Below are 14,371 nucleotides of genomic sequence, written 5' to 3'. Positions count from 1 at the left end.
TATTCTTTTTCATAGATAAATGAGTGGAGTTATTCATCTAAGATACTGAATACCAGTCTTTTAAACAAGTGTTTCCATGCTTATTTTACTGATTTTTAATTAGTTATATTTTTGTCATGTAGTGTAATTTTTTTTAGTTTTTTTTCCTTTCAATGTCAATTATTTCACTATCTTAATTTAGGGTTAGGTTTTGGTTGATGTCTAAAAACCGAAATTTGACTTGAATTTATAACTTAAAACCTAAATCATTATGTTAGTTAAATCATTCGGTAGCGCCGTATTCGGCATTGAAGCCACCACCATCACCATCGAAGTAAATATCGATAAAGGAATCAGTTTTATTTTAGTTGGACTACCAGATAGCGCTGTAAAAGAAAGTCAACAAAGAATAAAAGCTGCACTTTCTAATAACGGTTATAAATACCCGATGAAAGAAGTCACAGTAAATATGGCACCAGCTGATATTCGCAAGGAAGGTTCAACTTTCGATCTTCCCATAGGAATTGGAATTATGGCAGCTAGCGAGCAGGTTAAAACAGAATCGTTAGGTGACTATATTTTACTAGGAGAATTATCCCTTGACGGAAGTTTACAGCCCATGAAAGGTGTGTTACCCATCGCTTTAAAAGCAAAGGAAGAAGGGTTCAAAGGAATAATTTTACCTATAGAAAATGTAAGAGAAGCAGCTATTGTAGACGGATTAGATGTTTACGGAGCAACCACCATTAACGAAGTAATAACTTTCTTAAATGAGGGAAAAGGATTGGAACCTACAAAAATTGATATTCGTCAGGAATTCTACAATAAACTAGATGAATTCGCAGTTGACTTTAGAGATGTAAAGGGCCAACAAAACATCAAAAGAGCCTTTGAAATCGCCGCTTCAGGCGGACACAATGTTGTTTTAATTGGACCTCCTGGAGCAGGGAAATCAATGCTAGCCAAACGTTTACCAACAATTTTACCGCCAATGAGCATTAATGAATCACTGGAAACCACGAAAATTCATTCTGTAGCCGGAAAAGTAAAGGCTGGAGCAGGATTGATAACAGAAAGACCTTTTAGAAAACCTCATCATACAATTTCAGATGTTGCACTTGTTGGTGGAGGGAGTTATCCTCAGCCTGGTGAAATTTCCTTGGCGCACAATGGTGTTTTATTCTTAGACGAACTTCCAGAATATAAACGCTCAGTTTTAGAAGTTATGCGCCAACCCATTGAAGATAGATTCGTGACCATTTCTAGGGCGAAATTTACGGTTGAATATCCCGCTGGTTTTATGCTCGTTGCGGCAATGAATCCTTGTCCGTGTGGTTATTACAATCACCCAGACAAAGATTGTGTTTGCGCTCCTGGAATTGTCCAAAACTATTTGAATAAAATCAGTGGTCCACTACTCGACCGAATCGATTTACATGTAGAAGTTACTCCTGTTAGTTTCGATGAGTTGGCTTATCATCAGCCCGATGAAGGCAGTAAAGACATTCGGGAGCGTGTGGTTCAGGCTAGACTTATTCAAGAAGAACGATTTAAAATTTCTGAAGAAACACATTGTAATGCACAAATGTCTAGTAAGGAATTGAGGAAATATTGTGATATTGATGAAGCATGTAATGCAATTTTAAAGCAAGCAATGGACAGATTAGGGCTTTCAGCAAGGGCTTATGACAGAATATTAAAGGTAGCCAGAACAATTGCAGATCTTGAGCGAGCAGAAAATATAACAACAGCACATATTTCGGAGGCTATACAGTTTAGAAGTTTAGATAGGGAAGATTGGGCGAAATGATTTTTCAATGTTTAATGGTTAATTATTAAGGTTTAACGGGGATGAATCGGGGAAATAATTACGATTTTTTCAATTACGAATTACGAATTTGCAAACCCAAATTCGTAATTCGTAATTCCTCCATTCGTAATTAAATATGAACGCTTTTCAAAGTTAGTTGTACAAGGTGGAAATTAAACAACTAGAATTATGAAAAAGTTATTATTATCCGGGTTATTTGCAGCGTTATTTATTGGTGGAGTTCAATCACAATACAATGCAGCGGCAAAACAAAATGTCATTAAAGAAGAAGTTCAGGTTGAAAGATATGATTCCGATACCAAGGAATACAAAGTTGTAACTGAAACAAGAGAAGTTGAAGCTGATAGTTACGGAAATGCGGAGGGAAATCAATATGACCTAGCGGTAGATGGTGCTTTTGAAGGTCAAACGATTGCTGTTTTGCATTTATATACTGGGGAAGGATTCGATTTTTCTTTACCTACTGCTTCTTTAAAGGAAAAAGGATTTTCCGTTTATCGTTGGATCAATAATCCTCCTTCGCCTGAAGCCTTAGATTCTGCATTGGCCAAGTCTTGTCAATTATGGATCATTTCTTCGAGCGTTCGAAAATTGAATTTAGAACATGCTAATGTTATTAAAAAGTACTTCGACAGCGGAAAAGGAGTGTATATTTGGGGAGATAATCAACCTTATTATGCTGACGCCAACTTTATCGCTAACCACTTGATAGGAAATGAAATGAAAGGGAATATCATGGGCGACCAAACAGTTGGCCTTTTACAAGATGGAAGTAAATCTGGTATAATGCCAAATCATTTAATTACCACCGGACTTCAAAATATTTATGAAGGAATTACAATTGCTACAATTGATGCACACAAAGATTTAACACCTATCATATACGGTTCTGCAGGAAACATGGTTACTGCTGCCTACGAAAAAGACGGCAAACGACTTTTGGTTGATGGCGGATTTACTCGTTTATTCCTAAAGTGGGACACTGCTGGAACAGGAAGATATGTAAAAAACGCAGCAGCTTGGTTGGTGAATTATGAACGATTTGGGGATGCAGTATTGGCAGAGAAAGAAGGAAAGTAACTATGAATTATGAATCTTCCAATTACGAATTAATCACGGAGAATAAGTTATATGAGATTATGACAGATTAAATTATATTCTACAATTTACAGTGAATTGATAATTTTCAAAACGCCCAAAGTGATGTAACCTTACATTTCTTTGGGTTTTTGTTTTTCTGAAGTTAGATTAGGACTTTATTTGATTTTAAAACAGAAAAACCTTCGTATTTAGCTCAATTTCATTATGTTTGTTAAGAACTTATACTTATTGTGAATTATCACAACTTAAATTCCACTTTTGATTTTAGTGTTATTTAATCGACATTTAACTTATGAAGCCACTCTTATACATAGCATTTCTAGTCAGTTTTCTGACACTTGGCTTTTCTGCTAATGGACAAGTAATGATTAGTCAGTACATAGAAACTAGTTCTGGATCCACTCCAAAAGGAATAGAAGTTTATAATCATACTGCAACTGCAATTGATTTTTCTGTTGAAAATTTAGAAGTTTTTCAAGGAACCAATGGAGGGGCTTGTGAATTAAAAGTAACTTTAAGTTCTGGGATTCTTGGGCCATATCAAGTTTGGGTAATAGGAACTTCCGACTTAACAACAGCAGCTTCATCAGGGAGTGATATTGCTGGAATTACAACTTTTGGCTTTTTATTCAATGGAAATGATGCTTTAACATTATATCTTGATGGAGTTTTAAAAGATGTTATAGGAGAATGTGGAGTCGATCCGGGAAGTAATTGGAGTGGTAGTGGAGTTAGTACAGAAAACCAAAATATTTCAATAAAAGCTGGAATTTGTAGTGGTTCTACAGCAGATTTGACTGACCCAAGTACTCGCTTTGATAAAACAGCAGGTGGAACAGTCATGACTGGTTTTGGAGACGCACCAGGATGTAATCCAAATTCGATTTCTACAACATTTGTTCCTACTTCAGTTAATGTAGATTGCACCACGAGTTATAGTGGAACTGTTTCTTTTACTTCTGTTGGTACTTATAATACTGGGAATACATTTACCGTTCAATTATCGGATGTAAATGGAAGTTTTATAAATCCTTTAATCATTGGATCTAGCAGTCTAAATGGTGTAAACCCTTCGGGCAGTATAGGAATCACCATACCAACAAATTATAATGCAGGAACTCTTTATCGTGTTAGAGTAGTGAGCGATAACCCGGAAGTTTTAGGCTCCAACAATGGTCATAACATTGAAATAATAAACAATTCTCCTTGTGATCCGACTATTCCAGATTTTGGTGGAATTTTACTTAACGAGTTTTCTAATGGACACACTGGTTCAAAAGAATATTATGAATTAGTTGTTGCTGGTGAATGTGGAGGAACAAGCGATATTAGAGGCTACATAATTGATGACAACAATGGAGATTTTGGTTCTGAAGGTGTTTCAATTGGACATTTAAAAATCAGTGATCATACACAATGGAGCAATATTAAAGTAGGATCTATAATTGTAGTTTACAACAGTTCTACAGGTGGAGACAATCCACACATGCCTAGCGATGATTTAACAGATAGCAATTTAGATTTAGTTTATATTATTCCTTTTAACAACGATACTTACCTTAGCGTAGGACATGAGTTTCCTAACACTGATAGTAGTTCCTACAGTGCGGATGTGAATAGTCCTCCTACATTGTTCAACTTCACAAATAGAATTGGGTTTAACAACGCCGCTGATGTCGCCCAGACAAGAAAACCAAACGGCGATTATTTTTTCGGAGTTTCTTATGGCGTTGGGAACACTGGTGGTGTGGACAACACCAAGATTAGCAGTTCAAATATGGAGAAAACAAACGTATTCTTTAATTCTGGTGATTTCAGAAATATAAATAATTGGAGTATTGGGGATGCTACAGATGATGTTTTAACAACCGATGAAACACCTGGCGCTGCGAACAACACAGACAATCAAGGGTGGATAGATATGTTGAGATCTTCTACAGGAAGTTGTGGTTTAGTAGCATTGCCTGTGAAAATGCTGAAATTTGAAGGAGAATTCATTAATGGAGAGGTTGATTTATACTGGAAAACAGCTACAGAACTCAATAATCACTATTACGAAGTTTTTCATTCAAAAACAGGCTATGATTTTCAATCTATTGGAAAGATTGATGGTTCTGGAACAATAACAACTCCAAAAGAATACAATTTTAAGCACAGAAACTCTAGTTCTGGGATTCATTACTATCGATTGGAGTCGGTGGATTATGATGGTAAAACTTATGATAAAGGAACTATTTCAGTTCAAATCGAAAGAGACGAAATTCATTATGATTCGAATACTCAGATTTTACATTTCCCAAGCAAAGGAGAATATCATATTTATTCAACTTCTGGAAAAAAGGTTTTTAAAGTAAAAGATAAAGCTCAAATTTCTTTTTCAAAAAAGGGCTTTTTCTTGGTGCATAATGTAGAAAGTGGTGTTGTGACGAAGATACTGGTTCACTAACTGGTGCTTAATGAGTCAAACAATTCAGACCTAAGCAACAATTACTTTCTTTGTACTGCTTTAATCCGTCTATTTATCAATTAAAAATTATCTTCGCCATTCAAGAAGTTTGTTGAAGATAATTTGTCATGGAAGCACACTGGGTAAATCAAAAGGATATTAACAAAAAAGATTGGGACCAACTTGTTGCAAAAACGAAGGATGTCAGCATCTATGTCAACTCATTTTATCTTGATGCCACAGCAATCGACTGGGAAGCTTATGTCGCAGAAGATTTTTCTTTTGCTATTCCTGTTGGTGTGGTTAGGAAAGGTGGTATCTCAAGGGTTTACCCTCCCCTATTCCTGCGCTATATTGAAGCAATTGGTGATGTGTCAAAAATTGATTGGGAGGCATTCGAGAAGTCCTTGTTGAAACGTTATTCGAAAGGAGATTTACACGCTAAATCGGCAATTCTTCCCAAAACGTCTTTTCACCAGTTTATTCACCAAGTTGTAAATACAGATTCTTTTAAGCTAAAAACGCAAGCCAAAAGAATGATTAAACGCTTTGAAAAGACGGATTATGAAATTCGAGAGGAAAATATTAATACAGAAGTGCTTTCGAAACTTATCGCCAAAGAACTATCCAAAAAACTACCGATATACGGCACCAAAGATGTTGAACATTTGTTTGAAGTGATTAAAAAAGCAGAAGAAAAAGGATTTTTATATAAAGTTGGCGTTTTTGCAGGTGAAGATTTGAAAGGTGGCTTAATTGGGTTGAAATTCAATAATAAACTACTGTACTTAAAAGGAACAGCACAAGAAGAACTTCAAGAACAAGGCGCAATGTATGCTTTAATGAATCATTTTATTGCGCATGGCTTTAACGAAAACTGCTCAATTGATTTTGGTGGATCGCGTGTAAAAGGAATCCAATTTTTTAATCAACGCTTTAATGGAAATGACAAAGCCTACTTTTCCTACTCATGGGACAACTCTCCACTTTGGTTTAGGCTTTTATTTTCTCTCTACCGAAAAGTAAAAACATAAGTCCAGGTGGAGATACGATTTTGAAGAACGCCCTACTTTCACCCCACGTAATTAGGAGACAAAATGGAATTCGTATTTCCTAATTGACATTTCCTAAATGATTAATATTATCTTTGCTCCTTCAATTGTAGTCAATGAATATTAGAAATAGACAAATCTTTAGAATTCTTTTTGGATCAATCATTATTGGTGGTTCCATTTATGTTTCGATTCGTTTTTTGTTTAATTCACCTCCATTCATGAAGGTAATGGTGCTTATTGCATTGGTTTCAATTATATATTTAACAATCGATTATATCGTAAGAAAAGGTAAAAAAGACAGGTATGGAAACTAAACAAATGGTGAGGTATGTAGCAATTGGAGCAGTCGCTTTAATTGTATTTGTAATATTTTTTAATTCGTGGGTAGATGTTGAGCCCGGTGAACAAGGTTTTGTATTTAAACCCTTCAATTCTCCAAGTATAAATGAGGATGAAGCGTATGTAGAGGGAACCTATTTCATTCTTCCTTGGAATAAAATGATTACTTATGAAGTGGTTAATAAATCAAAACAGTATGTTCAAAAAGTAATGGACATAAACGGTACAGATGTTACAGTTGAAGTTTCAGTAAACTACAACATCATTCCTTCAAGAGTGGCTAATTTGCACATGAAACACCGTGAAAACTACACGATTTTCATTGATGACAAAGCAAAAGGTTCTATAAAAGACGTTATTGGACGTTATACTTATGAGCAAGTTTACTCTTCAAAAAGAGAGGCTTTGGAGGGAGAAATAGAAGCTATTTTAGAGAGAGATTTCGAAGGGAATTACTTGAACTTAAACTATGTTGAGATTGCTGATGTGAATTTACCTGATAACATTGCGGCTCAGATTGAGGCGAAAGAAACACAAAAACAACTGAACCTTACGGCAAAGGAAAAGCAAAAGGAGCAAGAATACTTGGCAAATGCAAGAATCGAAAAAGCAAGAGGAGATTCTTCTTTGATTGTATCTGCAAGGTTTAAGGCTGAAGCGATAAAATTGGAGGCGGAGCAAATTGCAAAAAACCCACAATACATTGAATTAAAAAAATGGGAAAAATGGGATGGCCAAGGCTCACCTTATGGTAGCAATAATGTATTCGGAGATAAGGCAGTTTCGATTTTGAAGTCAAATTAGGAAAACAATTCTAGGATTAACTGCGTTGAGAGATTCGGCGTTGAAAATTCAAGAATTCAATACTTGAAAAGCGATTTACTTAGGTAGGTCGCTTTTTTTGATTTAAAGGAAGAAGATTCCCGCATTGCAACTAAAGCGGAGCAATGATTGTTTGGCTCGTGTCGAGACGTGGGGTAATTTGCAATTCGCCCGAACCATTCTTATAAAAAAAGAGAAAGTGATTATTTAAGGTAACAGAAATCAAGGGCTTGCACGGTCTAATTCGCAAAATCAATAACAGAAGCATTAAAAACAATCTCATTCAAAATTTGTTAGTTCTTTAGTATACGTGACAATTATCACATAAAGAGGATTGATGAAGTTGTATTTTTGTCATCAAAATAGGTTACTTTTAAATCATGAACGAATACATAGATTTATTTACAAAGACATATACCAATTACGCAAATTACCTGTGGAAGACGATTAAGAATCCATTTCCAGAGGGAGATTTTAATTTCTTTTATTTCGTAATTGTTATTTCTTTAGTAGTTTGGGGATTAGAGCTACTTGCACCTTGGAGAAAAGAGCAAAAAGCTTTCAGAAAAGACTTTTGGCTGGATGCCTTTTACATGTTTTTCAATTTCTTTATTTTCAACCTTTTGCTCTATGTAGCGCTATCTTCGGTAACTGTAGAGTTTCTCAACAACTTATTGGCTCCTCTAGGCTACGAAGGTGGGCATTTGATTGATTTATCCAATTTGCACTGGGGAGTTCAACTTTTCCTGTTTTTTATTATTGCAGACTTCGTTCAGTGGTGTGTTCATGTAATGTTGCATCACGTTCCTTTTCTTTGGAAAATACACAAAGTTCACCACTCCGTGAAAGAAATGGGGTTCGCTGCCCACATGCGTTACCATTTCGGTGAAACCTTGGTTTATAATTCTTTTAAATACATTTCGTTGTCTATGCTTTTTGGATTTCAATTAGAGCTGGCATTCATTGTTTACGCTTCGGCGGTGGCTATTGGACACTTAAACCATGCCAATTTGGGTTGGGATTATGGTCCGCTTAAGTATGTCTTCAACAATCCCAAAATGCACATATGGCATCACGCCAAAGAACTTCCAGAAAGTCATCCTTACGGAATGAATTACGGAATTTCACTGAGTATTTGGGACTATATTTTCAAAACAAATTATATTCCTTATGATGGGCGAGATATTGAGCTAGGATTCGATAACGATGAAGTATATCCGAAAGGATTTTTCCAACAGTTAGTAGCGCCTTTCAGAAAGGAAAAATAATAGAAGAGAGCATAATGAACAAGAATAACAATATCCTTTTAGCCTTAATGGCGTCATTGACATTAGGTTTAGCGCCTTTTACACCAGAGCCTCACCTTTTTGGTAAAATAAAATGGGTTTTAGGCGGTGCCAATGGTATGCAAGCAATGGACTGGTTTGATTTAGTGATGCATGGCGCTCCTTGGCTTTGGTTGATTTTTGAGGTGGTGAAGTATTTTGTGATGAAGAAGAAGGTAAATAGTAATGTTTAATTGTTAATGTTTAACGTGGTTTGCGCTTTATTGGAACGTGGGTGATACGGGCCTTCTACATGCTCACATTCGGCAAGCTTAGTGCATCGCAGTCACCGTTTTAGCAACGCCGATAATCACGGATTTCTTGCGGCATGAATCCTGGACATTGTCATATGTTGAAATTAATAACATACCACATTTCATAAAACTCTGTTTTATTGGAGGGTTGAAGTTTAACTCTAAATTTACTGGTAAAGTATCGGATACGCATTTTAATTTATTAGAGCTTAAGATAAAACACACAAATTATATTTAAAAATCCTTACCCTCCCCTCTCCCGAAGGAGAAACGCTCATTAACAAACGTTTACATAACAGAAAGTCTGCACCGTGTTAATGTCAATTTCAAAACTTCAGTAATTAAGTAATTAAGCTTAGAGTTTAAGGTTCAATGGGGTTAGCGCTAGACGTATTTACATCAAAAGCAACCTCAATTTCAGCGCAGTTGAAATTCAATACAAAGCCTCGTTAAACTTTACAATTAAACACTAAACATTAGAAAAACATTAGAACAAAAAAAGCCTCAACGCAATCGTCGAGGCTCCTCCAAATCTATAATTTTTACTTACTACTACAAAGTCTATCCTTTTTGAAGTAGTTTTTTCAAGCTTACTTTTTCTTCTATAATACTGTGTAAATCTGCAATAGCCACACGATCTTGCTTCATAGTATCACGATCACGAATCGTTACGGTATTGTCTTCTAATGTTTGGTGATCCACCGTTACATGGAATGGTGTACCAATTGCATCTTGACGACGGTAACGTTTTCCAATCGAATCTTTTTCGTCATATTGACAATTGAAATCAAATTTCAATTCATCGATAATTTCCATTGCTTTTTCAGGTAAACAACCTTTTTTGGTCAATGGCATCACCGCAACTTTATAAGGTGCCAAAGCAGGAGGAATAGATAAAACAACTCTTTCAGAACCGTCTTCCAATGTTTCATTTTTCAAAGAAGCGCTAAAAACAGCCAAGAACATACGGTCCAAACCAACCGAAGTTTCTACAACATAAGGAACATAGCTTTTCTTTAATTCTGGATCAAAGAATTGTAATTTTTTCCCTGAATGTTCTTCGTGCGCCTTAAGGTCAAAATCTGTTCGAGAATGAATTCCTTCCAACTCTTTAAAACCCATTGGAAAGTCGAACTCAATATCTGATGCTGCATTGGCGTAATGTGCCAACTGAATATGGTCGTGATCTCTGTAGAACTCCTCTCCTAGCCCAAGTGCTTTATGCCATTTATTTCTCTTTTCTTTCCAGTGTTCGTACCATTTCAACTCTTCACCTGGACGCACAAAATATTGCATTTCCATCTGTTCGAATTCACGCATACGGAAAATAAATTGACGCGCCACGATTTCATTACGAAAGGCCTTTCCAATTTGAGCAATACCAAATGGAATTTTCATTCTTCCGGTTTTCTGAACGTTCAAGAAATTCACAAATATTCCTTGTGCAGTTTCTGGTCGCAAGTAAATTGTTGAAGAATCATCTGCTACAGAACCTAGTTCGGTGGAAAACATCAAATTAAATTGGCGAACTTCTGTCCAATTTTTAGATCCAGAAACAGGACAAGCAATTCCTAAATCATCAATCATTGCTTTCAATTGGGTTAAATCACCACTTTGAAAAACTGTTTCAAGCTTAGCTTCAAGCTCATCAATTTTCGCTTGATTCCTTTTAACATTAGGATTGGTTGCTAAAAACTGCTCTACATCAAAATCATCACCAAAGCGTTTCTTGCCTTTCTCAACATCTTTTGCAATTTTCTCACGGTATTTTTCAATGAATTCTTCCACCAAAACATCCGCGCGGTAGCGTTTTTTAGAATCCTTGTTATCTATCATTGGATCATTAAAAGCTTCTGTATGTCCTGAAGCCTTCCAAGTCTTTGGATGCATAAAAATTGCGGCATCCAAACCAACGATTTCATCATTCATTTGAACCATTGCAGACCACCAATATTTCTTGATGTTGTTTTTTAACTCAACGCCCAACTGTCCGTAATCATACGTTGCTGATAGCCCATCATATATCTCTGAAGATGGAAATACATACCCATACTCTTTGGCGTGGGAAATAACCTCTTTTAGCTTGTCTTCACTCTTTTTCATGAGGGCAAATTTAAACAATTTAAATGAATGGAAAGGCAAATCTTAAACCGCAGTTGCGAATTGTAATGGAATAAATAAAAACATAAAGCTTCCCAAGAACGGGTTATTCTGCAAAAATCTTTACTTTTAGTGATTCATACCATTCCCTTTATGAAACTAATAAAATCCACTCTTCTTCTCTTGCTCATTTTTGTAGCTAATTCCACACCTCTTTTAGCACAACCAAGAGTCGTTACTTTTGGTGATGAAGTAGAGGAATCAGAACAGAGAACTTATGATGAAAAGAACATCATTAAACTCAATTTAGGGGAGCTCTTCTCCTCTGATTTCTCACTTTATTATGAGCGACAACTAACGAACAAACTCACGTTTGAAGTAGGTGCTGGATTAACATATAATGATTTTTTTGGCCACTTATTCTCACCATCACTTTATGCTCCCGAAGCATACGCAGTTGATAAAAAAATGGGCAATAGCTTCGCTGTTGGTCTGCGCTTTTATACTTCAAGAACATTTGATGGTTTCTATATTGCACCAGAATATAAATACCGAAAATACCATTGGAGTGACGAAGCTCAATTCATTGATACTGATGCTAACATTCCAGGTTTATACCTTGACGAAAGCAGAGTTCACTCCATTGCGAGACTGTCATTTGGTTATGCTCTCTTCTACTCCAATAACATACAATTTGATTTTCAAACTGGTATTGGATTAAGTTCAATTACTGAAAAAATTTACAATCCTTATTCAGGGGAGCTGGAGACCACGAAAGTAAATTTTCGTCCAAGAGTAAACCTTGGATTTAAATTAGGATATGCATTCTAATCCCCTTTTTCTTTCCCTAAATGACAACACTCAAAAAACAAAAAACATGAAATCAATACTTTTTATCATCTTCACTTTAGTTGTCACTTTGGCACAGGCTCAGCCTCGAGTTGTTACTTTTGACTCAGAGCAAGAGGAGTCATTACCGAAAGAAGAAAGCAATGTCATTAAATTTAATTTATTGGAGCTTATGAGCTCAGGTGACTACTCTTTATACTATGAAAAAGCCTTACTCAATGTACTTTCTGCTGAAATTGGACTAGGCATAACTTCCGGCGATAATTGGGGAGATTTCGGTTCAGACACTTATTTCTACAACTCGAAAGAAGAAAACAAAATAGGGTTTAGTTTTGCAGCTGCCCTTCGGTTTTACCCTTCAGAACTATTTGAAGATTTTTATGTTTCAGCCGAATATAAATTCAGAAAATACAGATGGGACCGCGAAGTGATGGAGTTTACCTCCAACTATTCCGCAGTGATCAGTTCTATTGACGAAAGCAGGAGACATTCAATTGCACGCCTAAACTTTGGTTATATCTTGTTTTTAACCAATCAACTTTCACTCGACTCACACTTTGGACTTGGAATAAACATGGTACAAGAAATTTACTACAATAATCAAAGTTTTATACTTGATGAAAAGAAATCAGGCGTTAAGCCTAGGGTGAATTTAGGATTAAAAATAGGCTACTTGTTTTAGAGGAAAAAGTGACTTCTATAATCCACTCTTATGTTTTTCAACAACAGTGTTCACTCTTTTCCCTTGAAGTGTAACGCCTAAAAACAGAAGTGTGTAAAGTGTCCAAATAGTATCTGGATGGAAAAAAACAAATCAAAAATATCTTTTTACAATTGAATTTTCGTTCATTTGTATAAAACTAACAAAATGAGAGCTCTACTATTTATTTGTTTCACTTTGATATTGACCATCGTGCAAGCCCAGCCTAGGGTGGTTACCTTTGGAGAAGAAGGCACAGAGCCGACTAATCCAGCGCCAAAAAATCTTATTAAATTAAATCCTTTTGAGTTTGTTGCAGGAGACTTCTCCATTTATTACGAGCGTATTTTAACAGAAAAACTTACGGCCGAAGTGGGAATAGGAATGACCAACGCTGATTTATATGGACTCGTAAATTACATAGACCTCTATTCGCCCTTTAACAATTTTGTGACTCCTAAAATGGGATTCAGCTTCACGGCGGCAATTCGTTTTTATCCTATTGAAGCGCTGGAAGGAATTTACGTTGCTCCAGAGTTTAAATACAGAAAATACAATTGGGAAAGAATCACCTATGACGATTTATATTTCTTTGATGAGCCCTATGACAATGAGCAAATGGTGGAGGAAGATCGAACATACACTATTCCACGAATCACCTTTGGCTGGATGATACTTTATGACAATAACCTTTCCCTTGATTGGTCCATAGGCCTTGGTATGAATACCGCTAAAGAGAATATATATAATGAAGAAACAATGATGATGGAAGTTCGAAAAAGAGGTACAAATCCACGATTAAACTTGGGTTTAAAAATAGCTTATGCTTTTTAAAAAATCACGAATCTAATTGAAACAGTTTTGCTCGATACATCTTATGATCCAAATTAATGAATATTATGAAAACAATAATTATAATCGCGTTTACAGTAATTAGTGCAATTGCGTATGCCCAGCCTAGAGTCATCACTTTTGGGGCGGAGAATGAAACAGACGGTGTTGAAAATCCCGTTGAAAAAAATGTGATCAAAATAAGCATCTTTGAAATATTAACAGGAGATTTCCCTATTTACTATGAAAGAGCTTTAAACGACTATTTCTCTGCTGAAATAAGCGCTGGGCTAACATTTGGAGATTATTATGGAGAATTATTTGGTGACAATGCATTTTCGCCATCAGACCAGTCAGTCGACGCTAGATACGGATACAGCTTCTCAGCGGCGCTGCGTTTCTACCCTATTCAATCACTTGAGGATTTTTATATTGCACCAGAATTCAAATACAGAAAATACAATTGGGAAAGACAAGTTGAAGCCTTTACCGAAGAAGCCCCTTATGTTATTGAAGCCGACGCTGAAGAAAGTAGAGTGTATTCTATGCCTAGAATAACAATGGGATATGTGTATTATTACGATTACAATATAATCTTTGACTTTCATGTGGGCATAGGAATGAATACGCCAACCGAAGAACTGTTTGATAACGAAGAATTTCGGGTAATAGAGACGAAGAGAAACACAAAACCAAGAATCCATTTTGGATTTAAGATTGGTTATATTTTTTAGATAAA

Annotated in this window: 13 protein-coding genes; 12 read left to right on the top strand and 1 reads right to left on the bottom strand. The window is 35.9% G+C overall.

Going from position 1 to position 14,371, the window contains the following annotated elements:
* Positions 1–250 precede the first annotated feature (250 nt).
* From DIT68_RS15320 to DIT68_RS15285, 8 genes are all read left to right on the top strand, one after another.
* Positions 251–1,789, top strand: coding sequence for a YifB family Mg chelatase-like AAA ATPase (locus DIT68_RS15320; RefSeq protein WP_109360702.1), 1,539 nt, complete (start codon positions 251–253; stop codon positions 1,787–1,789).
* A 189-nt stretch (positions 1,790–1,978) separates the two neighbouring features.
* Positions 1,979–2,890: a hypothetical protein gene (locus DIT68_RS15315; protein ID WP_109360701.1), complete on the top strand. Its 912-nt coding sequence runs from the start codon at positions 1,979–1,981 to the stop codon at positions 2,888–2,890.
* A gap of 313 nt (positions 2,891–3,203) precedes the next feature.
* The gene (locus DIT68_RS15310; RefSeq protein WP_109360700.1) at positions 3,204–5,357 is read left to right on the top strand and encodes a lamin tail domain-containing protein; all 2,154 of its coding nucleotides are present in this window, start codon (positions 3,204–3,206) and stop codon (positions 5,355–5,357) included.
* A 128-nt stretch (positions 5,358–5,485) separates the two neighbouring features.
* Entirely contained in the window at positions 5,486–6,391 is a 906-nt protein-coding gene (locus tag DIT68_RS15305; RefSeq protein WP_109360699.1) for a hypothetical protein, read from the top strand.
* A 134-nt stretch (positions 6,392–6,525) separates the two neighbouring features.
* The gene (locus DIT68_RS15300; RefSeq protein ID WP_109360698.1) at positions 6,526–6,726 is read left to right on the top strand and encodes a hypothetical protein; all 201 of its coding nucleotides are present in this window, start codon (positions 6,526–6,528) and stop codon (positions 6,724–6,726) included.
* Complete coding sequence (locus DIT68_RS15295; protein WP_109360697.1) at positions 6,716–7,555, top strand: prohibitin family protein; 840 nt, start codon at positions 6,716–6,718, stop codon at positions 7,553–7,555. Before DIT68_RS15300 ends, DIT68_RS15295 begins: the two co-directional genes overlap by 11 nt.
* Positions 7,556–7,953: 398 nt before the next feature.
* Entirely contained in the window at positions 7,954–8,841 is an 888-nt protein-coding gene (locus DIT68_RS15290) for a sterol desaturase family protein (protein WP_109360696.1), read from the top strand.
* Positions 8,842–8,855: 14 nt separating this feature from the next.
* On the top strand, positions 8,856–9,092 hold the full coding sequence (locus tag DIT68_RS15285) for a hypothetical protein (protein ID WP_109360695.1): 237 nt from the start codon (positions 8,856–8,858) through the stop codon (positions 9,090–9,092).
* Positions 9,093–9,713: 621 nt separating this feature from the next.
* Here DIT68_RS15285 and DIT68_RS15280 read toward each other — a convergent pair.
* Positions 9,714–11,255: a glycine--tRNA ligase gene (locus DIT68_RS15280; RefSeq protein WP_109360694.1), complete on the bottom strand. Its 1,542-nt coding sequence runs from the start codon at positions 11,253–11,255 to the stop codon at positions 9,714–9,716.
* A 150-nt stretch (positions 11,256–11,405) separates the two neighbouring features.
* Here DIT68_RS15280 and DIT68_RS15275 point away from each other — a divergent pair, with 150 nt between their 5' ends.
* From DIT68_RS15275 to DIT68_RS15260, 4 genes are all read left to right on the top strand, one after another.
* Positions 11,406–12,083 carry a DUF3575 domain-containing protein gene (locus DIT68_RS15275; RefSeq protein WP_109360693.1) on the top strand — a complete coding sequence of 226 codons (678 nt, stop codon included), beginning with the start codon at positions 11,406–11,408 and terminating at the stop codon, positions 12,081–12,083.
* Positions 12,084–12,129: 46 nt separating this feature from the next.
* Complete coding sequence (locus tag DIT68_RS15270; protein WP_146194248.1) at positions 12,130–12,783, top strand: hypothetical protein; 654 nt, start codon at positions 12,130–12,132, stop codon at positions 12,781–12,783.
* Between the two features lie 186 nt (positions 12,784–12,969).
* Positions 12,970–13,635: a DUF3575 domain-containing protein gene (locus DIT68_RS15265; RefSeq protein WP_109360691.1), complete on the top strand. Its 666-nt coding sequence runs from the start codon at positions 12,970–12,972 to the stop codon at positions 13,633–13,635.
* A gap of 65 nt (positions 13,636–13,700) precedes the next feature.
* Entirely contained in the window at positions 13,701–14,366 is a 666-nt protein-coding gene (locus DIT68_RS15260) for a hypothetical protein (protein WP_146194247.1), read from the top strand.
* Positions 14,367–14,371 lie beyond the last annotated feature (5 nt).

This window comes from Brumimicrobium oceani (genome assembly GCF_003143775.1).
GTDB classification, from domain to species: domain Bacteria; phylum Bacteroidota; class Bacteroidia; order Flavobacteriales_D; family Crocinitomicaceae; genus Brumimicrobium; species Brumimicrobium oceani.
Note: the sequence above shows the minus strand (reverse complement) of the source record. Positions and strands in the feature narration are given on the sequence as shown.

Bases quoted from the DNA above. Each gene is read 5' to 3' on its own strand.
- DIT68_RS15280 (WP_109360694.1), bottom strand. From the start codon at position 11,255: ATGAAAAAGAGTGAAGACAAGCTAAAAGAGGTTATTTCCCACGCCAAA.
- DIT68_RS15290 (WP_109360696.1), top strand. From the start codon at position 7,954: ATGAACGAATACATAGATTTATTTACAAAGACATATACCAATTACGCA.
- DIT68_RS15305 (WP_109360699.1), top strand. From the start codon at position 5,486: ATGGAAGCACACTGGGTAAATCAAAAGGATATTAACAAAAAAGATTGG.
- DIT68_RS15320 (WP_109360702.1), top strand. From the start codon at position 251: ATGTTAGTTAAATCATTCGGTAGCGCCGTATTCGGCATTGAAGCCACC.
- DIT68_RS15285 (WP_109360695.1), top strand. From the start codon at position 8,856: ATGAACAAGAATAACAATATCCTTTTAGCCTTAATGGCGTCATTGACA.
- DIT68_RS15270 (WP_146194248.1), top strand. From the start codon at position 12,130: ATGAAATCAATACTTTTTATCATCTTCACTTTAGTTGTCACTTTGGCA.
- DIT68_RS15275 (WP_109360693.1), top strand. From the start codon at position 11,406: ATGAAACTAATAAAATCCACTCTTCTTCTCTTGCTCATTTTTGTAGCT.
- DIT68_RS15310 (WP_109360700.1), top strand. From the start codon at position 3,204: ATGAAGCCACTCTTATACATAGCATTTCTAGTCAGTTTTCTGACACTT.
- DIT68_RS15300 (WP_109360698.1), top strand. From the start codon at position 6,526: ATGAATATTAGAAATAGACAAATCTTTAGAATTCTTTTTGGATCAATC.
- DIT68_RS15265 (WP_109360691.1), top strand. From the start codon at position 12,970: ATGAGAGCTCTACTATTTATTTGTTTCACTTTGATATTGACCATCGTG.
- DIT68_RS15295 (WP_109360697.1), top strand. From the start codon at position 6,716: ATGGAAACTAAACAAATGGTGAGGTATGTAGCAATTGGAGCAGTCGCT.
- DIT68_RS15260 (WP_146194247.1), top strand. From the start codon at position 13,701: ATGAAAACAATAATTATAATCGCGTTTACAGTAATTAGTGCAATTGCG.
- DIT68_RS15315 (WP_109360701.1), top strand. From the start codon at position 1,979: ATGAAAAAGTTATTATTATCCGGGTTATTTGCAGCGTTATTTATTGGT.